This is a genomic window from Klebsiella sp. CN_Kp104 (assembly GCF_040064515.1).
GTDB lineage: Bacteria > Pseudomonadota > Gammaproteobacteria > Enterobacterales > Enterobacteriaceae > Klebsiella > Klebsiella aerogenes.
The window spans coordinates 168694-192809 of record NZ_JBEAII010000045.1 but is presented as its reverse complement, the minus strand read 5'-3'; the positions used below and the strand labels follow the sequence as shown (position 1 = coordinate 192809).

Here is a 24116-nt window from a genome sequence, read left to right as displayed (position 1 = left end):
TTACCGGGGCTACAGACCCCGTAGCCCGGAAAAGGTGCGCAGCACCGCCTCCGGGGAAAGCCGCTGTCATAGCAACGTAAACAAAAGGCTCAGCCGGAAGACCGGGCCTTTTGTTTTTGTGTTTTGCGGCCAGACGCGCCGCCATCTTCCCCGGTGGCGCTGCGCTTACCGGGGCTACCGCTCCTTCCCGGGGTTGCACCGCCTGCGGGAAAATCTCGCTACACCACCTCATCACCTTCATTCAAAGCCATATAAAACCCCGTCGTTGTAACCACTTCGCCATAATTCACTTTTTCACTGCTCATGTGCTGACGTTAATCGCGAAAACCGGTGTTACGAAAAAAAATGTGAATACAATCACATATAAATAAATAACAATTATATAACATTTAGTTCACTAATTAATTTGTCTGAGTGACGTGTCACGCCCGATGAGACAGATTACGGTCTTTGCTGGAGCAAAATTATAATGACAGAAAGTAGCATTAACGAGCAGGGTTCCCTGGAGCAGGGCGATACCCGGCGCCGTGTATGGGCAATTGTGGGGGCATCTTCAGGGAACCTGGTGGAATGGTTTGATTTTTATGTCTACTCATTTTGCTCACTCTATTTTGCGCACATCTTCTTCCCTTCAGGAAATACCACCACTCAATTGTTACAAACGGCCGGAGTTTTTGCTGCTGGCTTCCTGATGCGCCCCATCGGCGGCTGGCTATTTGGCCGTATTGCTGACCGGCGCGGACGTAAAGCCTCAATGCTTATTTCGGTATGCATGATGTGCTTCGGCTCGCTGGTGATTGCTTGTCTACCGGGATACGCCACTATCGGTACCTGGGCGCCGGCGCTGCTGTTGCTGGCACGTCTGTTCCAGGGCCTGTCCGTTGGCGGGGAATATGGCACCAGCGCGACCTACATGAGTGAAGTCGCAGTAGAAGGAAAGAAAGGATTCTACGCCTCCTTCCAGTACGTTACGTTAATTGGCGGTCAACTGCTGGCGGTACTGGTCGTTGTCGCACTACAGCAAATCCTCAGTGATGAAGATTTGCATGCCTGGGGATGGCGTATTCCTTTTGCGCTGGGCGCAGTACTGGCCATCGTCGCGCTGTGGCTGCGTCGTCAGTTGGATGAAACCTCGAAGCAGGAAACCCGTGCGCTGAAAGAGGCCGGTTCCTTTAAAGGTTTGTGGCGTAATCGCCGGGCTTTTGTCATGGTACTGGGCTTTACTGCCGCCGGTTCGCTGACTTTTTACACCTTCACCACGTATATGCAAAAATATCTGGTGAATACCGCCGGCATGACGGCCAGCACTGCCAGCATGATTATGACGGCGGCGCTTTTCGTGTATATGCTGGTACAACCGCTGTTTGGCGCCTTCTCGGATAAGGTGGGGCGCCGTACTTCAATGCTGTGCTTCGGCGTGCTGGCGACGCTGTTTACCGTGCCAATCTTGAGTGCGCTGCAGAATGTTAGTTCGCCGTATGCCGCATTTGCGCTGGTGATTTGCGCGTTGCTGATCGTCAGCTTCTACACCTCCATCAGCGGGATCCTGAAGGCGGAAATGTTTCCGGCACAGGTTCGCGCGCTGGGCGTGGGCCTGTCCTATGCGGTAGCAAACGCGCTGTTCGGCGGTTCGGCTGAATACGTCGCGCTGTCGCTTAAATCTATAGGAATGGAGAATGCCTTCTACTGGTACGTGACGGTAATGGCGGCGATTGCCTTCCTGGTCTCCCTGATGCTGCATGGTAAAGGGAAGGGGTTGCGTTTGTAACCTTATTGATGCGCCAGTTGCCACACCGTATAGCCGGTGGTGGCGCCGGCGACATCCCAGGCGAAATCCTTCCAGCTCCAGCCGCTCCCTGCCGGGCGGCTGTCCCATAACTCTTTTGATGCCCCCAGACTAACGGAAAACATCAGACCGATGGCGGCGCTGCGATCGCGGCTGTATCCCTGATGCTGCGCATATTCATTGCCGGCGGCGGAGAGCATTGCCGACGCGAGAAAGTGTTGGGCCTTGTCCTGACCGCTCCAGGCATCATTGGCCATATGGCTGCAGCCGCTGAGTAGTAAAGGGGCAATAATGATGAAGTAGCGCATAATTCTTCCTGAAAAAAAGCCCCGGATTACGGGGCGTTGATCTTAGAGAATGCGGCTGATGAGGCGGTCGATGCGGATGCGCCGCAGACGGCGGATGAGCTTTTTCACCTTCACCGGATAGTCGGCGATGCTTTGTAGATCGCGATAGTGCTTCACTACCGTCGTATGTGTACGGATGAGCTGAAGCTCCTTTTCCCGCATTTCGCGCAGTTGATGCTTAGGATCGTGGATCAGTACGGCATTTTCTAAATCCAGCCGCCAGGCGCGCGGATTGAGGTTGTTGCCAGTCAGCAGCATCCATTCGTTATCAACCCACATGCCTTTCAGGTGGTAGCTATTATCGTCATCTTTCCATAAACGTACGATGAGCTGATCGGTATTCACATAATACTGCAGACGGCTCAGGAAGCGACGCAGGTTAATTTCGTACAAATAAGGTAAAGCGCCGATGATTTTAAACGGCTGATCTTCCGGGATATAGAAGTCGTTCGCGGTCTTGTCGCCGACGATGATTTCCACTTTTTTTCCGCTGCGTAGCAGAGAAATAATATTTCTGACCAGTACGGCGGGCAGGTTGAAATACGGGGTGCAGATGGTCAGCTTATGTTCCGCACACGGCATCAGGTGGAAGATAGTCTTGTTGAGCAGGCTCGATTTACCGAGCCCAACCAGCGGCGTGACTGACAGTTGATCTTCATCGGCATTGCCGGTGAAGTGATAGCCGCTTTCGCGCAGATCCTGGCGATACTGGCGAATATCATTTTTGATTTCCGGGCTTTTTGGTCGATCCGGGCGATCGAGTCGATTCACGCCGCGACCCTGTACCAGATTCTGCTCGACCCAGTCGAACATCACGTCGGCCATCTTGCCGTTGCGGATGCACTGATAGCGATCGTAGCGATATTTATCATGCTGATGCAGGTACACATCGTTCAGGCTGGCGCCGCTATAAATAACGCTGTCATCGATGATGAAGCCTTTAAAATGAAGCACGCCGAGCGCTTCCCGGGTATTGACCGGGACGCCATACACCGGGATATCAATCCCTGGGTTTTCCTGGGCCATGCGACAGTACCAATCGGCATTGGTATTGGAGGCTGCCGCGCCGATACGGCCACGCTGGGCGCGATGCCAGTCAACCAGCACGCGCACATCCAGTTCTGGACGCTGGCGTTTAGCGTCATACAGGGCTTGCAGTATTCCTTTTCCGCCATCATCTTGCTCAAGATAGAGCGCAATAATGCAAATACGCTGGGTGGCGTGGGCTATCTTTGCCAGTAGCGCCTGGCGGAAATCAGCCGGCGCGTAAAAGAACTCGATATCATCAACTGACTGAGAGAGCTTAGGGAGTTGGGCAAGGTGTTGTTGATGTTTATTACGCTTAAATTTTGACAACATCACAGTGCGTTTCTTCTCTGTTTATTGAAGGGTCTTCTGTACCATGCAGATGACGTAAGCGGGCAATAATACCATTACTACCCGCGAATGTGGTCATTAATTGCTGTCGCTTGTCACCGAATGTAACGTATTCAGCGCAAGAGACAGGCTCACTATTCCGTCTTCTAATTGGATATCCACTGCAAAACCAAGCTTTCTGGCAAGGCCTATCATGCCGCGGTTATTTGGCATGGTGATGCCATTTAAGCGCTGTAATCCATGGCTCTGCGTATAGGCGATCAGTTTTTCAAGAAGCTGTCGACCAAGGCCTAAACCTTTCAGGTCAGAACGCACCAGCACGGCAAACTCGGCATCAATATTATCAGGATCGGAAATTGCTCTGGTCACGCCGAGGATCTCGCTTCCTTGCTCCGTGGCGCGAACCGCAACAAAGGCCATTTCACGATCGTAGTCGATCTGCGTCATATTGGCTAAGTCGTCATGGGTGAATTCGTTGATCTCGCTGAAGTAGCGGTAATAGAGATCTTCTTTGGTGACCCGCTCAATAAAGGCCAATAATAGTGGTTCATCCTCAGGCAGGATCGGCCGGAACAGGCAGCGCTCGCCGTTTTTCATTGCCACCCATTCCTCAAGTTGCTGCGGATAGGGTCTGACCGCCAGTCGGCTTTCGCTGTCGCCGCTAAATGGCGCCAGGCTGAGAGTAACGTCGAGGGCGGTAAACTCGTTGCCGGAAGCAAGCAAGGGGTGAATATCCAGCCGCTGGATCTCGGGGCAATCGACAATCAGGTTAGAGACCTGCACCAGCAGTTGGCTGAGGCCGGGAATATCCAGCGGGCGTAGCGCGCTGCGTCCGCGGATCTTTTTACTCTTGATGGCCTGGATCACCAGATAACGCGCCAGGTTCATATTCAGCGGCGGCAGGGCGACCGCGGCCTGATTTTCCGCACGCCATTCGACGCCGCCCTCGCCAAGCATAATCAGCGGGCCGAAAAGCGGGTCATGCTCGACGACGACCCGGAGCTCCTGCGCCCCGGCGCGGTTGGCCATACTCTGTACCAACAGGCCATGAATGCGCGCCTGCGGCCAGGCCATTTTTACCCGGTCGATAATCGCGTCCGCCGCCTGCTGGACTTCAGCTGGGGTACGTAAATAGAGCATGACGCCCTGAACTTCCGATTTATGCGGAATATCCGGCGAACGTAGCTTCAACGCCACCGGGTAGCCAATCTGCTCGGCGATATGTACCGCTTCGGCGCTGTCGGCGGCAATCCAGGTGGGAAGAGTATGGATGCCGTAGGCGCGCAGCAGCGGGCTGACCTCATGGGTGTCCAGCGAGGTCGCGCCTTCGCTCAGCGCGCGCTGCAACAGCGTGTGGGCCTCTGCGGTATTGGCGGTCAAGGTATCGGACAATACCGGCGTTTCCCGTAGCTGTTTCTGGTTGCGCCGGTACTCGACCATATGCATAAAGGCGGTAATAGTGCCTTCCGGTGTGCGATAGGTTGGGATACCGGCCTCGCTAAACAACCGTCGCGCCTCCTGGGAAGAGTACTCCCCGCACCAGTTCGTCAGCACCGTGACGTATTTCCCGCGTGGATGACGCTTAAGGGCATCAATCAACGCCAGCGCGCTTTCGGTGCCCGGCGCCGCGGCGCTGGGGGAGTGGATCACCAGCAGCGCATCATAATCCTGGCTGTCCAGCAACACATTCAGCGCCTTGAGATAGTGCTCGCTGCTGGCGTCATCGCGCAGATCCAGAGGATTAGCAACCTCGACGCCCGTCGGTAACGCCTGCCTGAGCTGGTCGTAGGTGGCTTCACTGAGATTGGCGAGTTTGCCGTTACGCAGCCACAGTTCGTCCAACGCCAGCGCCGCCGGCGCGGCGCCATTACTGATAATCATCAGCTTTTCGCCGCGCAAAGGGCGCATATGGCTCAGGGTTTCAACGGCGGAAAAGAGCTCGTGGGTGTCCTGCACGCGCAGCAGCCCCGCCCGCTGAATAGCGGCATCCCAGGCGGGATCCATCCCTGAGTTGACATGCAGTAATTTCTGCGCCGCCGGGCTGCGGCCGCTTTTGATGACCAGAATGGGTTTATTACGCGATGCGCTACGGGCAGCGGAGACAAAACGCCGGGCATCGCTGAGATGCTCCAGATAGAGCAAAATAGCGCTGGTCTTGCTATCGCGGGCGAGAAAATCGAGCAGGTCGTCGACGTCGATATCAAGACTATCGCCAAGCGCAATAAAGTACGAGAAGCCCATTTCACGCTGCTGCGCCCAGTCCAGAATGGTGTTAGAGACGGCGGCGGATTGCGAGATAAACGCCAGCTTGCCGCGCTGGATAGGGACCGGCGAAAAGCTGGCGTTCAGGCCCTGCCACGGCGCCAGCAGTCCCAGGCTGTTGGGACCGAGCAGACGCATTTGATAACGGGCGGCGCACTCGAGCAGCGCCGGGTACTGGTCTGGCTGTGAAGAGAGGATAATGCAGGTTTTACACCCTTTCCGCCCTAAGGCCTCGAGCAACTCGAGATTGCGGCGGGCATTAGTACAGAGCACCGCCAGATCCGGGGTAAAGGGCAGGCTGTCGATAGTCGGCCACGCCAGTACGCCAAGCACCGCTTTCCAGGCGGGCGTCACCGGCAGGACCGGGCCATTAAAACCGCCGGCCAACAAATTGCGCATCATTAAATAGCCAGCGCGCTGCGGTTTCATCGATGCACCAATGACGGCGATCGATTTTGGCCGCAGCAGTGCTTCCAGGCCTCGTTGGCTCATTCCGGTCTCCTTTGATCCCCAGTGACCGAATGATTTTAAACGCTTTCAGCCTGTTGTGCTGTGATACTGCCCTTATGCTGCGTTTTTCCCGCCAGATAGCGGCTTCTGAACAGGCTAAAGTGATCGCCAAGCGCGGCCGCCGCCTGCGCGTCGCCGGCTAAGTCCAGCAGGGCGATGGCGACTTCCGCCGTACAGTACTGACCGTCGGCATGGGCTTCGCGCAGGTGATAGGCGGAGATGCGCGACAGGTCGACAGAGATTACCGGCAGCGCATCGAGATACGGGCTTTTGCGAAACATTTTCCGCGCTTCCGTCCAGGTGCCGTCGAGCATAATAAACAGCGGCGGCTTACCCTCCGGCGGAGCGCTCAGTACCTGGCGTTCCGCTCCGGCATAAGAGGCCGGAAAGACGACCATGGGCTGATAATCGGGGTTGGCAACCAGATCGAGCAGCGCCTGCGGCGGCTCGGTACGCGACCACTGAAACGCTTCGGTGTTGGGCAGAATATCCGCGATAAGGCGCCCGGTATTGCTGGGCTTCATCGGCTCGGTGTCGAACATTACCAGGCAAAAGCGGCTGTCGGCCTGCGCCGGTGCCAGCGTTGCGCACAGACACTGTTTTAGGGGGAGCAGGCAGCGCTGGCAGCGGCGGATACGGTTGCCGCGAGCAAGAAAAGGCCGGGTTGCGCGCGCGAGGCGTTCGGCGCGTAGCCGAAGGACAGCGTTATCAATCATGGGAGTCGCTAATGAAAAACGCTATTGTCGCAGAGGAGAAAACGGGGCACAAGCGGTGCCCCGGTGGGGTTACTGCTGGTTGGCTTCGTTCAGCCAGCTATCGAACGGCGCTTTGGGGACGGCGCCATTCAGCATGTCGACCATTTCACCATTTTTGAACATCATAATGGTTGGAATGCTGCGGATGCGGAAGCGAGCGCTCAGTTCGCGTTCGGCTTCGGTGTTCACTTTCACAAAACGCATTTCGCCGCTGCGCTCTTCAGCCACATCTTCAAAGATCGGCGCAAAGCTACGGCATGGGCCGCACCACGGGGCCCAGAAATCAATAACGACTGGCAGATCGTCCTTTAATAGTTTATCCAGCGTTGCCCCGGTCGCGTTGATGACATCGCCGTCAAAGAGATCGTGGCCGCAGCGTCCGCACTTGGCGCCATCGGCGCTACGGTCTTCGGGGATGCGGTTAAGAGCCTGACAACTGGCACAAACGGTATTCATAACTAACCTCTGGTTATGGGGTTGCAGCGCGGCACGTGGCCGATTTGTTTCTGTAATGTTACATATTATCGATGAGGCGCGAATAAAGGACAATGTCTTTTGTTCGATGGTTACAATAGACCAAGGCTTTTAAATGAAATAATGGCTAAGTGAAGATACATCGGGTAATCTTCGCGCTTCGCGCAGCGCAGGTGGAGAAAATAGATGAGCGACGAACTGAAAAATAAAAGCGGCAAGGTCAAAGTGATGTATGTCCGCAGTGATGATGATTCTGACAAACGTACCCATAACCCGCGTACCGGGAAAGGGGGAGGGCGTCCAGGAAAGTCACGTGTTGACGGCCGCAGCCGCCCTGCGCGCGATGAACGTAACAGCCGCGGCGACGATCGCAAGCGCAATGATTTTAACCGTGACGATGCGTCCCCGTGGCGCACCGTTTCCCGCGCTCCGGGTGATGAGACGCCGGTAAAAGAAGATCACGGCGGCATCAGCGGTAAGAGCTTTATCGATCCGGAAGTGCTGCGTCGTCAGCGCGCGGAAGAGACCCGCGTCTACGGCGAGAACGCCTGTCAGGCGCTGTTCCAGAGCCGTCCGGAAGCCATCGTACGCGCCTGGTTTATCCAGAGCGTCACTCCGCGCTTTAAAGAGGCGCTGCGCTGGATGGCGGCCAACCGTAAGGCCTACCACGTAGTGGACGAAGCCGAACTGGCGAAGGCGTCTGGTACCGAACACCACGGCGGCGTCTGCTTCCTGATCAAAAAACGTCATGGTACTTCCGTGGCCCAGTGGGTGGCGAAAGCAGAAGCCGAAGATTGCGTACTGGCGCTGGAAGATGTTGGCAACCCGCACAACCTCGGCGCGATTATGCGTAGCTGCGCGCACTTTGGCGTGAAAGGTGTGGTAGTGCAGGATGCTGGCGTGCTGGAGTCTGGCGCGGCGATCCGTACTGCAGAAGGCGGCGCGGAACATGTTGAGCCGATCACCGGCGACAGCTTTATCGATACCCTGACGCAGTTCCGTCAGGCTGGCTACGCCATCGTCTCGACCTCCAGCCATAACGGTACGCCGCTGTTTAAGGCCGAGCTGCCGAAGAAAATGGTGCTGGTATTAGGCCAGGAGCGCGACGGTCTGTCCGATGCGGCGATCTCCAGCTCTGACCTCAACGTCGCCATCGATGGCACCGGCAACGTCGAAAGCCTTAACGTCTCCGTGGCGACCGGCGTGCTGCTGGCGGAATGGTGGCGTCAGAATAAGGCCTGATAACGGTCTCTGAATGCAAAAAGCCAGCTGATGCTGGCTTTTTTATTGCTGTCGCTCACTCGCTTTCAGCGGGCAGCACCGGCATCCAGTCAATGGGCGCCTCGCCGCGTTCGGCCAGCCACTGGTTGGTTTGCACAAAGTGGTTGCAGCCGAAGAAACCGCGGTGCGCCGACAGCGGCGACGGGTGCGGCGCTTTCAGGACGCAATGGCGCTGGCGATCGATAATGGCGCCTTTTTTCTGCGCGTGCGCGCCCCACAGCAGAAATACCACTCCTTCACAATGCTGGTTAATCAGCGCTATCACTTTATCGGTAAAGGTTTCCCAGCCGAGACTGGCGTGTGAATGCGCCTGACCGGCGCGCACCGTTAACACGGTATTAAGCAGGAGCACGCCCTGGCGCGCCCAGCTTTCCAGATAACCATGCGCCGGGCGCTGAAAGCCGGGGATGGTGCCTTCCAGCTCTTTATACATGTTCAGCAGCGACGGCGGTATCTGCACTCCCGGTAAAACAGAAAAGGCCAGACCGTGCGCCTGTCCCGGGCCGTGATAGGGATCCTGACCTAAGATGACCACTTTGACCTCGCCCAGTTCGGTATAGCGAAAGGCGTTAAAGACGTCTTTCTGCGGCGGATAGATAGTCATGCCGGACTGGCGCTCTTCGGCGACGGTCTTGAGGGTGTTGAGAAAATAGGGCTGCTGCTTCTCTTCCGCCAGCACGTCGTGCCAGGTTAATGGGGTGGTCATCTCGCTCTCCTGCAAAGTGTCATGCCCATAGCTTAACTGCTTCTTTCTGCATAACAAAATCGCGACGTCATTCCTGACTGGTTGCGTATAAAAAAAATTGAAAATTTACAAAATTTTTTATGGCACCTACTGGCGTAACTTGATGTAAAACAATACTATCCTCATATACCCACTTTGAGTGAGTGGTTTTTATTGATTTAAGTCAATGAATGCCGGGTGTGTGGCTGATATATATACACTCATACAACAATGGTTTTACCAATTGGCCGCAAAGAGGCCAAAATCGAATAAACACTGCCTGGGAGGCATCAAATGATTACTGGTATCCAAATTACTAAAGCGGCAAACGACGACCTGCTGAACTCTTTCTGGCTGCTGGATAGCGAAAAAGGCGAAGCGCGCTGCCTGTGTGCCAAAGGTGGTTTTGCGGAAGATGATGTAGTTGCGGTGAGCAAACTGGGTGAAATCGAATACCGTGAAATCCCGGTAGACGTGAAACCGGAAGTCCGCGTGGAAGGCGGTCAGCACCTGAACGTGAACGTGCTGCGTCGCGAAACTCTGCTGGATGCCGTTGAGCACCCGGAAAAATACCCGCAGCTGACCATTCGTGTTTCCGGCTACGCGGTACGTTTTAACTCTCTGACTCCGGAACAGCAGCGCGACGTTATCGCTCGTACCTTTACCGAAAGCCTGTAAGGCTGAAGCCAGATGTGAAAACGCCGGGATATCCCGGCGTTTTTTTTACTCTTCGTTGGACGTTGACGACGTCACGGCAGAGCTTGGCTTACGGCGCTTACCGATGTTTTTGGTATCGCGGTGGCGTTTCTTCACCCGCGGCTTCTCTTTTTCTTTCTCTTTTTTCTCGGCGCGTTTCGCCAGCACTTTCTTCGATGGTTTACCGGTTAACTTCTCGCTCGGCGCGCGGGTTTTCGGGCGCAATTCATCAATCACGCGAGCTTTCAGCGGTTCTTCAACGTAGCGGCCGATTTTGCCCAGCAGCAGGTGATCGTGCGCTTCAACCAGCGAAATAGCGGTGCCTTTCTTACCTGCACGGCCGGTACGGCCAATACGGTGCAGATAGATATCGGCTGTGCGCGGCATATCGAAGTTAAACACGTGGCTGACATCCGGAATATCAATACCGCGCGCGGCGACGTCGGTGGCAATCAGCACGTTCACGCGACCATCGGTCAGGCGTTTAATCGCTTCGTTACGTTTGATCTGCACCATTTCGCCTTCCAGCCAGCAGGTGGTGATGCCTGCTTCGTGCAGCTTAGCGGCCAGTTCGTGAACGCGCTCGCGTTTACGCACGAAGACGATAGAGCGGGTTGCTTCCGGTTGTTTCAGCAGATTAACCAGCAGCGCGGTTTTATGATCGATATCATCGGCGCGATAGTACCACTGGTGAATTTTTTTACGTTCGCGGGTCGACGGATTTGCAGAAACTTCAACCGGCTCTTCCAGCAGGCGTTCGGCAAAGTCTTTAATCGCATCGCCTTCCAGCGTGGCGGAAAACAGCATGGTCTGCTTGCGCCAGCGGGTTTCACCGGCGATGGTTTCGATATCCTGGGCAAAGCCCATGTCCAGCATGCGGTCCGCTTCATCAAGGATCAGCGTTTCTACCGCGCGGCAGTCGAAGTTCTCTTCTTTAATATACTGCAGCAGGCGACCGGTAGTGGCGACCACGATATCCTGGTTTTCGCTGAACACTTCCGCGTGGTTCATGTACGCAACACCGCCGGTAATGGTGGCAATATCCAGATGGGTATGCTTCGCCAGTTCGCGGGCGTGATCGGCAACCTGCATCGCCAGCTCGCGGGTCGGCGTCAGGATAAGGATCCGCGGCGGCCCCGATTTCTTGCGCGGAAAATCAAGCAGATGCTGCAACGCTGGCAGCAAATATGCCGCAGTTTTACCGGTGCCTGTCGGCGCAGAACCGAGAATATCACGGCCATCAAGCGCAGGCGGAATAGCGGCGGCCTGAATGGCTGTCGGGCGTGTGAAACCTTTATCCTGGAGCGCTTCCAGCAGGTTTTCGTCGAGTTCAAGTTCGGAAAAAGTCGTTACAGTCATGTTCTACCTCTGAGTGGGCCGCCGATTATAGACGTTACTGACGTAATGTTCATCTGTTTGTAAGGCTATCTGTTCTCCGGTATTGTGCATAGCCTTAAGCACAGGAGTTTTCGTCAGCAAGGTTTTGAGGATGTCTCAGTCGAAGTTTGCGCTGCCGCGCAATGGTTTTACCTTTAAACAATTTTTTGTCGCCCACGATCGCTGTGCAATGAAAGTCGGTACCGACGGTATTCTGCTGGGCGCCTGGGCGCCGATTGCTCAGGTGAAGCACGTGCTGGATATCGGAACCGGCAGCGGTTTGTTGGCATTAATGTTAGCCCAGCGTACCGCGAATTCGGTCCAACTGGATGCGGTGGAGTTGGATGAAGAGGCCGCGACGCAGGCGCGGGATAACGTGGCGGCCAGCAACTGGCCTGGACGCATCGCCGTATACCAGGCGCCGATTCAGCAGTGGCAGCCGCAGCCGCCACGGCGCTATGAGCTCATCGTCAGCAATCCGCCGTTTTTTGCCGAAGGCGTACCTTGCGCGACGTCGCAGCGCGAACAAGCGCGTTATACCACCTCGCTCGATCATACGACGCTGCTCACCTGCGCCGCGGATCTGATTACCGAGGAGGGCTTTTTCTGCGTGGTGCTGCCGGTGGATATTGGTAATGCGTTTGTCGAACGGGCGAAAGCGATGGGGTGGCATTTGCGCTTACGCACCGACGTGGCGGAAACAGAAATGCGCCCGCCGCATCGGGTCCTGCTGGCATTCTCTCCCAGCGCCGGCGAGTGTTTCAGCGATCGGCTGGTGGTTCGTGGGCCAGAGCAGCAGTACTCTGAAGGCTTTACCGCGCTGACCCGCGACTTCTATCTCTTTATGTGAGCAAGCGGCGAGAGCACCGACGGGCCGCTGTTTTCCAGCGTGTCCGGGTAGTCGAGCGTGTAGTGCAGGCCGCGGCTCTCCTTACGCTGCATGGCGCAACGCACGATAAGCTCGGCCACCTGCACCAGATTGCGCAGCTCCAGTAAGTTATTGGAGACGCGAAAACGCGCGTAATACTCATCCAGCTCCTGCTGCAGCATAGTAATGCGCCGCAGCGCTCGTTCCAGCCGGCGGGTGGTACGCACAATTCCGACATAGTCCCACATTAGCAGGCGCAGTTCGTGCCAGTTATGTTGAATCACCACCAGTTCATCCGGGATCTCAACCTGGCTTTCATCCCATGGCGGCAGCTGTTCCGCCGCTTGCGCCAGCGGCAGGCGTTTCGCTATGTCCTCGGCTGCCGACCAGCCGTACACCAGACACTCCAACAATGAGTTCGAGGCCATGCGGTTGGCGCCGTGCAGCCCGGTGTAGCTTACCTCGCCGATGGCGTACAGACCGTCGACGTCGGTACGTCCGTTATCATCCACCATCACGCCGCCGCAGGTGTAGTGGGCGGCGGGTACGATAGGCACCGGCTCTTTGGTTAAATCAATACCAAGGCCGAGTAGCTTTTCATAAATCATCGGAAAATGCTGGCGAATAAACGCTTCGGGCTTATGGCTAATATCCAGATACATGCAGTCGACGCCGAGGCGCTTCATCTCATGGTCGATGGCGTGGGCGACGATATCGCGCGGGGCCAGTTCGCCGCGTTCGTCGAAGTCCGGCATAAAGCGGCTACCGTCAGGCCGTTTCAACAGCGCGCCTTCGCCGCGCAGGGCTTCCGTTAAGAGGAAGTTTCTCGCCTGTGGATGAAACAGCGCGGTAGGGTGGAACTGGTTAAATTCGAGATTGGCCACACGGCATCCCGCGCGCCAGGCCATGGCGATGCCGTCGCCGGAGGAGACATCAGGATTGGTGGTGTATTGATAAACTTTAGCTGCGCCGCCGGTCGCCAGCACCACGGCTCTTGCGCTGCAGGTTTCTACCTTTTCCTTATTACGGTTCCAGATCCACGCGCCGACTACCCGCCGGGTACCCGGCAGGCCAATCTTATCGGAGATAATCAGGTCAACCGCGTTGCTACGTTCCAGAATGGTGATATTCGGATGCGCCAGCGCTTTGCCAACCAGCGTCGTCTCAACCTCTTTGCCGGTGGCATCGGCGGCATGCAGGATCCGCCGATGACTATGGCCGCCTTCGCGGGTCAGGTGGTAGCTCTCTTCACCGTTGGCCTGCACCTGGGTATCAAACAGTACCCCTTGATCGATAAGCCACTGCACGCAGGGTTTGGCGTTGCTGGCGACGAAGGAGACGGCATGACGGTCACAAAGTCCGGCCCCGGCGATGAGCGTATCTTCGACGTGGGATTCGATGCTGTCGGTTTCATCGAAAACGGCGGCAATCCCTCCCTGGGCGTAGAACGTCGAGCCTTCGCTAACCGGGCCTTTGCTCAGAACGGTAACCGAGTGGCGTTCCGCCAGGCGCAGCGCCAGAGACAATCCGGCAGCGCCGCTGCCGATAATCAACACATCACAGGAAAAGTCAGGAGTCGTCTTCATAGCTTCTGTTTAATTTACTAAACACAATAGCCTCACCATAGCACCTGGTGGGGCTAAATCGTACAATTATTTTCGTGAATAGTTGTGCAGGCTAAACAAGGGTGGCAGAAAAGCAAATATGTAAACGAAAGAAAATATTTGCGAAGCAAGCCGTTACCTTCAGATTTTATAGTGAAAAATAAGTTGGGTTACGTTACCCTTCAGGCGGGCCTTGCGCTTTTTCTTCATTAGCTTACCTGGCGTTGAACAACGGGACTTATAATGAGAGATAACAATCAGTCCACCGTTGTCAGACAAAAATCAAAAGCGTAACGGAACTTTATTGTGTTCAGACACTCCAAACGTCTGCTTGCTCATAATGCAGTGCTTGGGTGGTGTTCTGAATACGCATGGGAATTGGGTTTGGGGAGACATTACCTCGGATGAGCGAGCAGTTAACGGATCAGGTCCTCGTTGAACGGGTCCAGAAAGGAGATCAGAAAGCCTTTAACCTACTGGTAGTGCGCTATCAGCACAAGGTTGCAAGCCTGGTCTCCCGCTATGTACCGCCGGGCGATATTGCTGACGTTGTTCAGGAGTCGTTCGTGAAGGCGTGGCGTGCGCTGGATTCTTTCCGGGGGGATAGCGCTTTTTATACCTGGTTGTATCGTATCGCCGTAAACACGGCAAAGAATTATCTGGTTGCTCAGGGACGCCGTCCGCCATCAAGCGATGTTGACGCCAACGAGGCGGAAAACTTCGAAAGCGGCGGGGCATTGAAAGAAATTTCGAACCCTGAGAACTTAATGTTGTCAGAAGAGCTGAGACAAATAGTTTTTCGTACCATTGAATCGCTTCCCGAAGATTTACGCATGGCAATTACGTTGCGGGAGCTGGATGGCCTGAGCTATGAAGAAATAGCCGCCATCATGGATTGTCCGGTTGGCACGGTACGTTCGCGTATCTTCCGGGCACGTGAAGCTATTGATAATAAAGTTCAACCGCTAATCAGGCGTTGACGATAGCGGAATACTGGAAAAGGGTATCAGGCATGCAGAAAGAAAAACTTTCGGCCTTAATGGATGGTGAAACGCTGGATAACGAGCTGCTCAATGAGCTGAGTCGTTCTTCTGAAATGCAAAAAACCTGGGAGAGCTACCATCTCATCCGCGACACGCTGCGAGGCGATACCGCCGAGATGCTCCAATTCGATATCTCAGCTCGCGTGATGGCCGCCATCGAGAACGAACCTGCTCGTCAGGTTGCGCCGCTTATTCCTGAGTCTCAACCTGCTCCACACCAGTGGCGTCAAATGCCTTTCTGGCAGAAAGTACGCCCGTGGGCCAGCTCGCTTACCCAAATGGGTGTGGCAGCGTGCGTTTCTCTGGCTGTGATCGTTGGCGTCCAGCAGTATAACGGACACTCCGATGCCTCCCAGCAGCCGGAAGCGCCAGTCTTCAACACCATGCCGATGATGGGCAAAGCCAGCCCGGTTAGCCTGGGCGTTCCGGCTGATGCCTCCGCCGGCAGCGGTCAGCAGGCGCAGGTTCAGGAGCAACGTCGTCGTATTAATGCTATGCTGCAGGACTATGAATTGCAGCGTCGCCTGCACGCTGAGCAGCTTCAGTTTGGCCAGGCCCAGACTCAGCAAGCCGCTGTTCAGGTGCCAGGTTATCAAACTTTAGGAACGCAATCGCAGTAATGAAGCAACTTTGGTGTGCCATGTCGCTCATGGCGGGCAGCCTGTTCTTCTCCACCAACGCCTCGGCTGATACATCGTCCGGGGCGTTGTTGCAGCAGATGAACCTGGCTAGCCAGTCCCTCAATTACGAGCTGTCTTTTGTCAGTATCAACAAACAGGGCGTTGAGTCGCTGCGCTATCGTCACGTGCGGTTGAACAACCAGCCCCTTGCTCAGTTGCTGCAGCTCGACGGTCCGCGTCGGGAAGTGGTGCTGCGGGGTACTGAAATCAGCTATTTTGAACCCGGTCTCGATCCCTTCACCCTGAACGGCGACTATATCGTCGATTCCTTGCCGTCTCTGGTGTATACCGATTTCAAAAAGCTGGCCTCGTATTATGATTTCATCTCCGTTGGCCGTACGCGTATCGCCGATCGCCTGTGCGATGTGGTGCGCGTAGTAGCCCGCGACGGTACGCGCTACAGCTACATTGCGTGGCTGGATGCCGAGACCAAGCTGCCGCTGCGCGTCGACCTGCTCGACCGCGACGGTGAAACCCTGGAGCAGTTCCGGGTGGTCTCATTCAATATCGGTGATAACGTAAGCTCGAGTATGGAAGCGCTGTCGAAAGCCAGCCTGCCGCCGCAACTGTCGGTCCCGGAAAGCGGCAATAAAGCCAACTTTAACTGGGCGCCGACCTGGCTGCCGCAGGGCGTGACGGAAGTTTCCAGCAGTCAGCGTCGTTTACCGACCTTCGATGGTCCTGTCGAGTCGCGTCTCTATTCCGATGGTCTGTTCAGCTTCTCCGTCAACGTTAACCGCGCGACGGTAAACAGTAGCGATCAGCTGCTGCGCACCGGCCGCCGTACCGTCAGTACCTCGGTGCGCGATAACGCCGAAATCTCAGTGGTGGGCGAATTACCGCCGCAGACGGCAAAACGTATCTCCGACAGTATTAAGTTCAGGGCCGCGCAATGATCAAAGAGTGGGCGACTGTTGTCTCCTGGCACAACGGCGTGGCGCAGGTTCACTGCGATGTTAAAGCCTCTTGCAGCAGCTGCGCCTCGCGCGCCGGGTGCGGTAGCCGGGTGCTCAATAAACTGGGGCCGCAAACCAGCCATACCATTAGCGTCCCCTGTGAGCAGCCGCTGACGGCCGGGCAAAAAGTGGAGCTGGGCATTGCTGAAAGCAGCCTGCTGGGTTCGGCGCTGTTGGTCTACATGGCGCCGCTGTTCGGGCTGTTTGTGATGGCATCTATTTTTCAGGTGTTGTTTGCCAGCGATATCGCTTCGTTGTGCGGCGCGCTGTTGGGCGGCGTCGGCGGGTTCCTGGTGGCGCGTGGGCTGTCGCCGAAGCTCGCTGCTCGCCAGTCGTGGCAGCCGGTGATTTTAAGCGTTGGTTTACCGCCGGATCTGCTGCGCGTCGATACGCCTTCCTCTGAAATGGGGCAGTGATTTCACTGTCCCTCATCTTTATTTACGCTTCCTGATACAACGCCACAATTCTGCCGTTATGCTGGATCTAACAGCATTTCCTGGTTTCGCGGATGTAGTGTAGAATGCGGCGTTTTCGGATTAAAAAACGTCAGGCACAGAACAGCGGCCTCATGAGACTCGTAAGGCATAATTAACTCTAAATATGAAGAATATACGTAACTTTTCGATCATCGCTCACATCGACCACGGTAAGTCGACGCTGTCTGACCGTATCATCCAGATTTGCGGTGGCCTTTCTGATCGCGAAATGGCGGCCCAGGTTCTGGACTCCATGGACCTTGAACGTGAGCGTGGCATTACCATCAAGGCGCAGAGCGTCACCCTGGATTACAAAGCCAGCGATGGTGAAACCTATCAGCTCAACTTTATCGACACTCCGGGCCACGTTGACTTCTCCTATGAAGTATCGCGCTCCCTGGCGGCGTGCGAAGGCGCGCTGCTGGTGGTTGACGCCGGGCAGGGTGTAGAAGCCCAGACCCTGGCGAACTGCTATACCGCGATGGAAATGGACCTCGAAGTCGTCCCGGTTCTTAACAAGATCGACCTGCCTGCGGCCGACCCTGAGCGCGTAGCGGACGAGATTGAAGATATCGTTGGTATCGACGCTCACGACGCGGTTCGCTGCTCGGCGAAAACCGGTGTCGGCGTGCCGGATGTGCTGGAACGTCTGGTTCGTGATATTCCGCCGCCGGAAGGCGATCCGGACGCGCCGCTGCAGGCGCTGATTATCGACTCCTGGTTCGATAACTATTTAGGCGTCGTGTCGCTGGTGCGTATTAAAAACGGCACCATGCGCAAAGGCGACAAAATTAAGGTGATGAGCACCGGTCAGGTCTATAACGCCGACCGTCTGGGCATCTTCACCCCGAAACAGGTTGACCGTACCGAACTGAAATGCGGCGAGGTGGGTTGGCTGGTTTGCGCTATTAAAGACATCCTCGGCGCGCCGGTGGGCGATACCCTGACCGCGGCGCGTAATCCAGCGGATAAGGCGCTGCCGGGCTTCAAAAAAGTGAAGCCGCAGGTCTACGCCGGTCTGTTCCCGGTGAGCTCTGATGACTATGAGAACTTCCGCGATGCGCTGGGTAAACTGAGTCTGAACGATGCATCCTTGTTCTATGAGCCGGAAAGTTCTACGGCGCTGGGCTTCGGCTTCCGCTGCGGATTCCTCGGCCTGCTGCACATGGAAATCATTCAGGAGCGTCTGGAGCGTGAATACGATCTTGACCTGATTACCACCGCGCCGACGGTAGTCTATGAAGTAGAAACCACCTCTAAAGAGGTTATCTACGTCGATAGTCCGTCGAAGCTGCCGCCGCTGAATAATATTCAGGAACTGCGTGAGCCGATCGCCGAATGTCACATGCTGCTGCCGCAGGAGTTCCTCGGCAACGTGATCACCTTGTGTATCGAGAAACGCGGTGTGCAAACCAACATGGTTTACCATGGCAAACAGGTTGCGCTGACCTATGAAATCCCGATGGCGGAAGTGGTCCTCGACTTCTTCGACCGTCTGAAGTCCACCTCCCGCGGCTATGCGTCGCTGGATTATAACTTCAAGCGTTTCCAGGCCTCTAACATGGTGCGCGTTGACGTGCTGATCAACGGCGAGCGCGTCGATGCGCTGGCGCTCATCACGCACAACGACAACGCGCCGTATCGTGGCCGCGAGCTGGTCGAGAAGATGAAAGATCTGATCCCGCGTCAGCAGTTCGATATCGCGATTCAGGCGGCTATTGGTAACCACATTATCGCGCGCTCTACCGTGAAACAGCTGCGTAAAAACGTCCTGGCGAAATGCTACGGCGGCGACGTCAGCCGTAAGAAAAAGCTGCTGCAGAAGCAGAAAGAAGGTAAGAAGCGTATGAAACAGGTCGGTAACGTTGAACTGCCGCAGGAAGCGTTCCTCGCCATTCTGCACGTTGGTAAAGACGGCAAATAATCTAAGGAGTTGGCATGGCGAACATGTTTGCCCTGATTCTGGTCATTGCGACCCTTGTGACAGGGCTGTTGTGGTGTCTGGATAAGTTCATATTCGCACCAAAACGTCGTGAACGTCAGGCCGCTGCTCAGGCAGCGACCGGCGAGCAACTGGACAAGAAGACGCTGAAGAAAGTCGGCCCGAAACCGGGCTGGCTGGAAACCGGCGCCTCGGTCTTCCCGGTACTGGCGATTGTGCTGATTGTGCGTTCGTTTATCTATGAACCTTTCCAGATCCCGTCAGGTTCGATGATGCCGACTCTGCTGATTGGCGATTTTATCCTGGTGGAGAAATTCGCCTACGGCATTAAAGATCCGATCTACCAGAAAACGCTGATCGAAACCGGTCATCCGAAACGTGGCGATATCGTGGTGTTTAAATATCCGGAAGATCCGCGTCTGGACTACATCAAACGCGCGGTCGGTTTACCGGGCGATAAAGTCACTTACGATCCGGTGGCTAAACAGGTGACGATTGAGCCCGGCTGCGCGTCGGGTCAGGCATGCGGTAGCGCCTTGCCGATCACCTACTCCAACGTCGAACCAAGCGATTTCGTTCAGACCTTCTCCCGCCGCAACGGCGGCGAAGCCACCAGCGGTTTCTGGCAACTGCCGAAAGGCGAAACCAAAGCCGATGGTATTCGTCTGACCGAGCGTAAAGAGACGCTGGGTGAAGTGACCCACCGTATTCTGACGGTACCCATCGCTCAGGATCAGGTGGGGATGTACTATCGTCAGTCCGGCCAGCCGCTGGCAACGTGGGTCGTTCCGCCGGGTGAATACTTCATGATGGGCGACAACCGCGACAATAGCGCCGACAGCCGTTACTGGGGCTTCGTGCCGGAAGCGAACCTGGTGGGTAAAGCCACCGCCATCTGGATGAGCTTCGAAAAACAGGAAGGCGAGTGGCCAACCGGCGTACGTTTATCGCGCATTGGCGGCATCCACTAATTCCCCGTCTTAATTCACGCTGCCAGCGCAATAACGGCAGCGTGAATTATTTAGTATTTAAATCCATCCAAACTAACGACATCCCTTGTCGTTGCGTATAGAATATCCCCCCGAAGTTTTTGGTTGTCTCTCGAAAGAGTGACACTGCACACGAAACCGCGTTGGTTAGTTTCTGCCCTTATATATCAAGGGTATGTATGCTCAGGTCGGTTTCGTGTGCTGCATCTTTGACGCATTCATTTATTGGTAACGCATGAACCCCATCGTAATTAATCGGCTTCAACGAAAGCTGGGCTACACTTTTGTTCATCAGGAGCTGTTGCAACAGGCATTAACTCACCGCAGTGCCAGCAGCAAACACAACGAGCGTCTCGAGTTTTTAGGCGACTCTATTTTGAGTTTCGTGATCGCCAATGCGCTCTATCATCGTTTCCCTCGGGTAGACGAAGGGGATATGAGCCGTATGCGCGCGACGCTGGTGCGAGGCAACACGCTGGCGGAAATCGCCCGCGAATTTGAACTGGGCGAGTGCCTGCGCCTTGGGCCTGGCGAGCTGAAGAGCGGCGGTTTTCGTCGCGAATCGATTCTGGCTGATACCGTAGAAGCCTTAATCGGCGGGGTTTTCCTCGACAGCGATATTCAGAATGTTGAACGCTTAATCCTCTCCTGGTACCAGACTCGTCTGGACGAAATCAGCCCGGGCGATAAGCAAAAGGATCCGAAGACGCGTCTGCAGGAGTATCTGCAGGGTCGTCATCTGCCGCTGCCGTCCTACCTGGTCGTCCAGGTGCGCGGCGAAGCGCACGATCAGGAATTTACTATCCACTGCCAGGTCAGTGGCCTGAGTGAACCGGTGGTTGGCACAGGTTCCAGCCGTCGCAAGGCGGAGCAGGCTGCCGCCGAACAGGCGCTGAAAAAACTGGAGCTGGAATGAGCGAAGAAAAAAGTTATTGCGGATTTGTCGCCATCGTTGGTCGTCCAAACGTTGGCAAATCCACGCTGTTGAACAAGCTGCTTGGGCAGAAGATCTCGATCACTTCCCGTAAAGCGCAGACTACCCGTCACCGCATCGTCGGTATCCATACCGAAGGGCCGTATCAGGCGATTTATGTTGATACCCCGGGCCTGCATATGGAAGAGAAGCGCGCGATTAACCGCTTAATGAACAAAGCGGCCAGCAGCTCGATTGGCGATGTGGAACTGGTTATCTTTGTTGTTGAAGGCACTCGCTGGACGCAAGATGACGAGATGGTGCTAAACAAGCTGCGTGATGCGCGCGCGCCGGTGATTCTGGCCGTCAACAAAGTTGATAACGTGCAGGAGAAAGCGGATCTGCTGCCGCATCTGCAGTTCCTTGCCAGCCAGATGAACTTCCTCGACATTGTGCCGATCTCTGCGGAAACCGGCACCAACGTTGATACCATCGCGTCGATCGTACGTAAACATCTGCCGGAAGCGATTCATCACTTCCCGGAAGATTATATTACCGACCGTTCCCAGCGCTTTATGGCCTCCGAGATCATCCGCGAAAAGCTGATGCGTTTCCTGGGCGCTGAACTGCCGTACTCCGTGACCGTCGAAATTGAACGTTTCGTGAGTAACGAACGCGGCGGTTACGACATCAACGGCCTGATCCTCGTCGAGCGTGAAGGGCAGAAGAAGATGGTAATTGGCAACAAAGGCGCCAAAATCAAAACCATCGGCATCGAAGCGCGCAAAGACATGCAAGAGATGTTTGAAGCGCCGGTGCACCTCGAACTGTGGGTCAAAGTGAAATCCGGCTGGGCCGATGACGAGCGCGCGCTGCGCAGTCTCGGTTACGTTGACGACCTCTGAGTTAACGCAACGTGGATGGATGGCAGCGCGCCTTTGTCCTGCACAGCCGTCCGTGGAGCGAAACCAGCCTGATGCTGGACGTCTTCACGGAAGAGTCCGGTCGCGTGCGCCTGGTTGCCAAGGGTGCACGCTCCAAACGCTCTAATCTCAAGGGCGCCTTACAGCCCTTTACCCCCTTACTGGTTCGCTTCGGCGGCCGCGGCGAAGTCAAAACGCTTCGCAGCGCGGAAGCCGTCTCGCTGGCGCTGCCGCTCAGCGGTATCACGCTCTACAGCGGTCTTTACGTTAACGAACTCATCTCCCGCGTGCTCGAGCACGAAACGCGCTTCTCTGAACTTTTTTTCGACTACCTGCATTGCATCCAGGCGCTTGCCGGGGCCAGCGGTTCGCCGGAGCCCGCGCTGCGGCGCTTTGAGCTGGCGCTACTCGGGCACCTGGGCTATGGCGTTGATTTCCTCCACTGCGCCGGCAGCGGCGACCCGGTGGATGACACCATGACCTACCGCTATCGCGAAGAAAAAGGCTTTATCGCCAGCCTGGTGATTGATAACAGCACGTTTACCGGGCACCATTTGAAAGCGTTGGCTAGCCGCGAGTTTCCGGATGTAGATACGCTGCGCGCCGCGAAGCGCTTTACCCGCATCGCCCTGAAGCCGTATCTTGGAGGGAAACCGCTCAAGAGCCGGGAATTGTTTCGCCAGTTTATGCCCGCGCGAAAGGCGCGAGCCGATAATACGAATAATGATTAACGAGGATTGTCATGGCTGAATTACTGTTAGGGGTCAATATTGACCACATTGCGACATTGCGTAACGCGCGCGGTACCGCTTATCCGGATCCGGTGCAGGCGGCTTTTATTGCTGAACAGGCCGGCGCCGATGGTATCACCGTGCACCTGCGCGAAGACCGCCGCCATATCACCGATCGTGACGTGCGCATCCTGCGCCAGACTCTGCACACCCGAATGAATCTTGAAATGGCGGTTACTGAAGAGATGCTGGCGATCGCCTGCGAAACTAAACCGCACTTTTGCTGCCTGGTACCGGAGAAGCGTCAGGAAGTGACCACCGAGGGTGGGCTGGACGTGGCCGGGCAGCGCGATAAGATGCGCGATGCCTGTCAGCGCCTGGCGGATGCCGGTATTCTGGTCTCCCTGTTTATCGACGCGGATGATGAGCAGATCAAAGCGGCTGCCGAAGTGGGCGCGCCGTATATTGAAATCCATACCGGCTGCTATGCCGATGCCAAAACCGATGCCGAACAGGCTAAAGAGCTTGAGCGTATCGCCAAAGCGGCGACCTATGCCGCCAGCCTTGGCCTGAAGGTGAACGCCGGTCACGGTCTGACCTATCACAACGTGAAAGCCATTGCCGCCTTGCCGGAAATGCACGAACTGAATATCGGCCATGCCATTATTGGTCGCGCTGTGATGAGCGGCCTGAAAGAGGCTGTCGCGGAAATGAAACGCCTGATGCTGGAAGCGCGCGGCTAATGGCGATTCTCGGGCTGGGTACCGACATCGTCGAAATCGCCCGCATCGAAGCGGTGATCGCCCGTAGCGGCGATCGCCTGGCGCGCCGGGTGCTGAGCGATCACGAATGGAGCATTTGGGAGCAGCACCAGCAGCCGGTGCGTTTTCTGGCAAAACGCTTTGCGGTCAAAGAAGCGGCGGCGAAAGCGCTCGGAACCGGTATTCGCAACGGCCTGGCGTTTAACCAGTTCGAAGTTTACAACGATGAATTGGGCAAGCCGAAACTGCGGTTATGGGGCGAAGCAAAGCTATTGGCTGAACGGATGGGGGTAAGCGCTATTCACGTCACTCTCGCCGATGAACGCCACTACGCCTGCGCCACGGTGATCGTCGAAAGCTAAACCCGCGGTTAAAGCTTATCCGCGTGGTGCATGAGCACGAATTTATCCCACAACTGTTCTTCATTCTCGACGTGCGCCGGATCTTTGAGAATAGTATTCGGGATCGGGCACACTTTCTGGCAGGTTGGCGTGTCGTAGTGGCCCACGCACTCGGTGCAGCGGTCGCTGTTAATCTCATAAATGCTCTCGCCCATCGAAATGGCCTCATTCGGGCACTCCGGTTCGCACATATCGCAATTGATGCATTTTTTGGTGATTAACAGCGCCATCAGGAAAATC

The 24116-nt window shown here is 55.8% G+C and carries 24 protein-coding genes; 15 read left to right on the top strand and 9 right to left on the bottom strand.

From position 1 onward, the window contains the following. Positions 1-469: 469 nt before the first annotated feature. Positions 470-1768, top strand: a complete 1299-nt coding sequence (locus ABLU80_RS23865; RefSeq protein WP_015370272.1) for an MFS transporter — start codon at positions 470-472, stop codon at positions 1766-1768. Between the two features lie 2 nt (positions 1769-1770). On the opposite strand, the gene ABLU80_RS23860 is transcribed toward ABLU80_RS23865, so the two are convergent. From ABLU80_RS23860 to trxC, 5 genes are all read right to left on the bottom strand, one after another. After that, on the bottom strand, positions 1771-2094 hold the full coding sequence (locus tag ABLU80_RS23860; protein WP_015370273.1) for a YfiM family lipoprotein: 324 nt from the start codon (positions 2092-2094) through the stop codon (positions 1771-1773). A 42-nt stretch (positions 2095-2136) separates the two neighbouring features. Further along, positions 2137-3492, bottom strand: coding sequence for a CDP-diacylglycerol--serine O-phosphatidyltransferase (pssA, locus tag ABLU80_RS23855; protein WP_015370274.1), 1356 nt, complete (start codon positions 3490-3492; stop codon positions 2137-2139). A 96-nt stretch (positions 3493-3588) separates the two neighbouring features. Further along, positions 3589-6264, bottom strand: coding sequence for a protein lysine acetyltransferase (gene pat / locus ABLU80_RS23850; RefSeq protein WP_032723176.1), 2676 nt, complete (start codon positions 6262-6264; stop codon positions 3589-3591). Positions 6265-6299: 35 nt separating this feature from the next. Further along, on the bottom strand, positions 6300-6998 hold the full coding sequence (gene tapT, locus ABLU80_RS23845; protein ID WP_015703189.1) for a tRNA-uridine aminocarboxypropyltransferase: 699 nt from the start codon (positions 6996-6998) through the stop codon (positions 6300-6302). Positions 6999-7067: 69 nt separating this feature from the next. Further along, a complete protein-coding gene (trxC, locus tag ABLU80_RS23840) occupies positions 7068-7493 on the bottom strand; it encodes a thioredoxin TrxC (protein ID WP_015370277.1) in 426 nt (141 codons plus the stop codon). 204 nt (positions 7494-7697) lie between these two features. Between trxC and ABLU80_RS23835 the strand changes: the two genes are divergently transcribed. Then, the gene (locus tag ABLU80_RS23835; protein WP_032715178.1) at positions 7698-8753 is read left to right on the top strand and encodes a tRNA/rRNA methyltransferase; all 1056 of its coding nucleotides are present in this window, start codon (positions 7698-7700) and stop codon (positions 8751-8753) included. Between the two features lie 55 nt (positions 8754-8808). On the opposite strand, the gene ung is transcribed toward ABLU80_RS23835, so the two are convergent. Continuing rightward, entirely contained in the window at positions 8809-9498 is a 690-nt protein-coding gene (gene ung, locus ABLU80_RS23830; RefSeq protein ID WP_020078167.1) for a uracil-DNA glycosylase, read from the bottom strand. A gap of 312 nt (positions 9499-9810) precedes the next feature. On the opposite strand from ung, the gene grcA reads away from it, so the two are divergent. Further along, positions 9811-10194 carry an autonomous glycyl radical cofactor GrcA gene (grcA, locus tag ABLU80_RS23825; protein ID WP_002914084.1) on the top strand — a complete coding sequence of 128 codons (384 nt, stop codon included), beginning with the start codon at positions 9811-9813 and terminating at the stop codon, positions 10192-10194. A 45-nt stretch (positions 10195-10239) separates the two neighbouring features. Here the strand turns inward: grcA and srmB are convergent, their stop codons facing one another. Further along, positions 10240-11571, bottom strand: a complete 1332-nt coding sequence (gene srmB, locus ABLU80_RS23820; protein WP_047038336.1) for an ATP-dependent RNA helicase SrmB — start codon at positions 11569-11571, stop codon at positions 10240-10242. A 130-nt stretch (positions 11572-11701) separates the two neighbouring features. Between srmB and ABLU80_RS23815 the strand changes: the two genes are divergently transcribed. After that, positions 11702-12439 carry a tRNA1(Val) (adenine(37)-N6)-methyltransferase gene (locus tag ABLU80_RS23815; RefSeq protein WP_015370282.1) on the top strand — a complete coding sequence of 246 codons (738 nt, stop codon included), beginning with the start codon at positions 11702-11704 and terminating at the stop codon, positions 12437-12439. Here the strand turns inward: ABLU80_RS23815 and nadB are convergent. Beyond that, entirely contained in the window at positions 12424-14043 is a 1620-nt protein-coding gene (gene nadB / locus ABLU80_RS23810; RefSeq protein WP_348850540.1) for an L-aspartate oxidase, read from the bottom strand. The two genes, ABLU80_RS23815 and nadB, sit on opposite strands and share 16 nt — an antisense overlap. Positions 14044-14465: 422 nt before the next feature. Between nadB and rpoE the strand changes: the two genes are divergently transcribed. The 11 genes from rpoE to acpS all read left to right on the top strand — a co-directional run bounded on the left by rpoE (position 14466) and on the right by acpS (position 23837). After that, on the top strand, positions 14466-15041 hold the full coding sequence (gene rpoE, locus ABLU80_RS23805) for an RNA polymerase sigma factor RpoE (RefSeq protein WP_002914074.1): 576 nt from the start codon (positions 14466-14468) through the stop codon (positions 15039-15041). Between the two features lie 32 nt (positions 15042-15073). Then, positions 15074-15724, top strand: a complete 651-nt coding sequence (rseA, locus tag ABLU80_RS23800) for an anti-sigma-E factor RseA (protein ID WP_015370285.1) — start codon at positions 15074-15076, stop codon at positions 15722-15724. Continuing rightward, positions 15724-16680: a sigma-E factor regulatory protein RseB gene (rseB, locus tag ABLU80_RS23795; protein WP_020078169.1), complete on the top strand. Its 957-nt coding sequence runs from the start codon at positions 15724-15726 to the stop codon at positions 16678-16680. Before rseA ends, rseB begins: the two co-directional genes overlap by 1 nt. Further along, positions 16677-17156, top strand: a complete 480-nt coding sequence (gene rseC / locus ABLU80_RS23790; RefSeq protein WP_042893105.1) for a SoxR-reducing system protein RseC — start codon at positions 16677-16679, stop codon at positions 17154-17156. The genes rseB and rseC overlap by 4 nt, the downstream gene beginning before the upstream one ends. Before the next feature lie 184 nt (positions 17157-17340). Beyond that, on the top strand, positions 17341-19140 hold the full coding sequence (gene lepA, locus ABLU80_RS23785; RefSeq protein ID WP_015370288.1) for a translation elongation factor 4: 1800 nt from the start codon (positions 17341-17343) through the stop codon (positions 19138-19140). Positions 19141-19154: 14 nt separating this feature from the next. Continuing rightward, a complete protein-coding gene (gene lepB / locus ABLU80_RS23780) occupies positions 19155-20129 on the top strand; it encodes a signal peptidase I (RefSeq protein WP_020078170.1) in 975 nt (324 codons plus the stop codon). A 253-nt stretch (positions 20130-20382) separates the two neighbouring features. Further along, positions 20383-21063 carry a ribonuclease III gene (gene rnc, locus ABLU80_RS23775; RefSeq protein WP_020078171.1) on the top strand — a complete coding sequence of 227 codons (681 nt, stop codon included), beginning with the start codon at positions 20383-20385 and terminating at the stop codon, positions 21061-21063. Continuing rightward, complete coding sequence (gene era, locus ABLU80_RS23770; RefSeq protein WP_015370290.1) at positions 21060-21965, top strand: GTPase Era; 906 nt, start codon at positions 21060-21062, stop codon at positions 21963-21965. Before rnc ends, era begins: the two co-directional genes overlap by 4 nt. A gap of 11 nt (positions 21966-21976) precedes the next feature. Continuing rightward, entirely contained in the window at positions 21977-22714 is a 738-nt protein-coding gene (gene recO, locus ABLU80_RS23765) for a DNA repair protein RecO (protein ID WP_015370291.1), read from the top strand. Positions 22715-22725: 11 nt separating this feature from the next. After that, positions 22726-23457 (top strand): pyridoxine 5'-phosphate synthase, encoded by a 732-nt coding sequence (gene pdxJ, locus ABLU80_RS23760; RefSeq protein ID WP_015370292.1) that lies wholly within the window; start codon positions 22726-22728, stop codon positions 23455-23457. After that, on the top strand, positions 23457-23837 hold the full coding sequence (gene acpS, locus ABLU80_RS23755; RefSeq protein WP_015370293.1) for a holo-ACP synthase: 381 nt from the start codon (positions 23457-23459) through the stop codon (positions 23835-23837). The genes pdxJ and acpS overlap by 1 nt, the downstream gene beginning before the upstream one ends. 8 nt (positions 23838-23845) lie before the next feature. Here acpS and ABLU80_RS23750 read toward each other — a convergent pair whose 3' ends face one another. Continuing rightward, positions 23846-24106, bottom strand: a complete 261-nt coding sequence (locus ABLU80_RS23750; protein ID WP_015370294.1) for a YfhL family 4Fe-4S dicluster ferredoxin — start codon at positions 24104-24106, stop codon at positions 23846-23848. Positions 24107-24116: the final 10 nt, after the last annotated feature.

What these genes read in the sequence shown, in the direction of transcription:
- ABLU80_RS23865 (WP_015370272.1), top strand. Translation starts at nt 470, where the DNA reads ATGACAGAAAGTAGCATTAACGAGCAGGGTTCCCTGGAGCAGGGCGAT.
- ABLU80_RS23860 (WP_015370273.1), bottom strand. Translation starts at nt 2,094, where the DNA reads ATGCGCTACTTCATCATTATTGCCCCTTTACTACTCAGCGGCTGCAGC.
- pssA (WP_015370274.1), bottom strand. Translation starts at nt 3,492, where the DNA reads ATGTTGTCAAAATTTAAGCGTAATAAACATCAACAACACCTTGCCCAA.
- pat (WP_032723176.1), bottom strand. Translation starts at nt 6,264, where the DNA reads ATGAGCCAACGAGGCCTGGAAGCACTGCTGCGGCCAAAATCGATCGCC.
- tapT (WP_015703189.1), bottom strand. Translation starts at nt 6,998, where the DNA reads ATGATTGATAACGCTGTCCTTCGGCTACGCGCCGAACGCCTCGCGCGC.
- trxC (WP_015370277.1), bottom strand. Translation starts at nt 7,493, where the DNA reads ATGAATACCGTTTGTGCCAGTTGTCAGGCTCTTAACCGCATCCCCGAA.
- ABLU80_RS23835 (WP_032715178.1), top strand. Translation starts at nt 7,698, where the DNA reads ATGAGCGACGAACTGAAAAATAAAAGCGGCAAGGTCAAAGTGATGTAT.
- ung (WP_020078167.1), bottom strand. Translation starts at nt 9,498, where the DNA reads ATGACCACCCCATTAACCTGGCACGACGTGCTGGCGGAAGAGAAGCAG.
- grcA (WP_002914084.1), top strand. Translation starts at nt 9,811, where the DNA reads ATGATTACTGGTATCCAAATTACTAAAGCGGCAAACGACGACCTGCTG.
- srmB (WP_047038336.1), bottom strand. Translation starts at nt 11,571, where the DNA reads ATGACTGTAACGACTTTTTCCGAACTTGAACTCGACGAAAACCTGCTG.
- ABLU80_RS23815 (WP_015370282.1), top strand. Translation starts at nt 11,702, where the DNA reads ATGTCTCAGTCGAAGTTTGCGCTGCCGCGCAATGGTTTTACCTTTAAA.
- nadB (WP_348850540.1), bottom strand. Translation starts at nt 14,043, where the DNA reads ATGAAGACGACTCCTGACTTTTCCTGTGATGTGTTGATTATCGGCAGC.
- rpoE (WP_002914074.1), top strand. Translation starts at nt 14,466, where the DNA reads ATGAGCGAGCAGTTAACGGATCAGGTCCTCGTTGAACGGGTCCAGAAA.
- rseA (WP_015370285.1), top strand. Translation starts at nt 15,074, where the DNA reads ATGCAGAAAGAAAAACTTTCGGCCTTAATGGATGGTGAAACGCTGGAT.
- rseB (WP_020078169.1), top strand. Translation starts at nt 15,724, where the DNA reads ATGAAGCAACTTTGGTGTGCCATGTCGCTCATGGCGGGCAGCCTGTTC.
- rseC (WP_042893105.1), top strand. Translation starts at nt 16,677, where the DNA reads ATGATCAAAGAGTGGGCGACTGTTGTCTCCTGGCACAACGGCGTGGCG.
- lepA (WP_015370288.1), top strand. Translation starts at nt 17,341, where the DNA reads ATGAAGAATATACGTAACTTTTCGATCATCGCTCACATCGACCACGGT.
- lepB (WP_020078170.1), top strand. Translation starts at nt 19,155, where the DNA reads ATGGCGAACATGTTTGCCCTGATTCTGGTCATTGCGACCCTTGTGACA.
- rnc (WP_020078171.1), top strand. Translation starts at nt 20,383, where the DNA reads ATGAACCCCATCGTAATTAATCGGCTTCAACGAAAGCTGGGCTACACT.
- era (WP_015370290.1), top strand. Translation starts at nt 21,060, where the DNA reads ATGAGCGAAGAAAAAAGTTATTGCGGATTTGTCGCCATCGTTGGTCGT.
- pdxJ (WP_015370292.1), top strand. Translation starts at nt 22,726, where the DNA reads ATGGCTGAATTACTGTTAGGGGTCAATATTGACCACATTGCGACATTG.
- acpS (WP_015370293.1), top strand. Translation starts at nt 23,457, where the DNA reads ATGGCGATTCTCGGGCTGGGTACCGACATCGTCGAAATCGCCCGCATC.
- ABLU80_RS23750 (WP_015370294.1), bottom strand. Translation starts at nt 24,106, where the DNA reads ATGGCGCTGTTAATCACCAAAAAATGCATCAATTGCGATATGTGCGAA.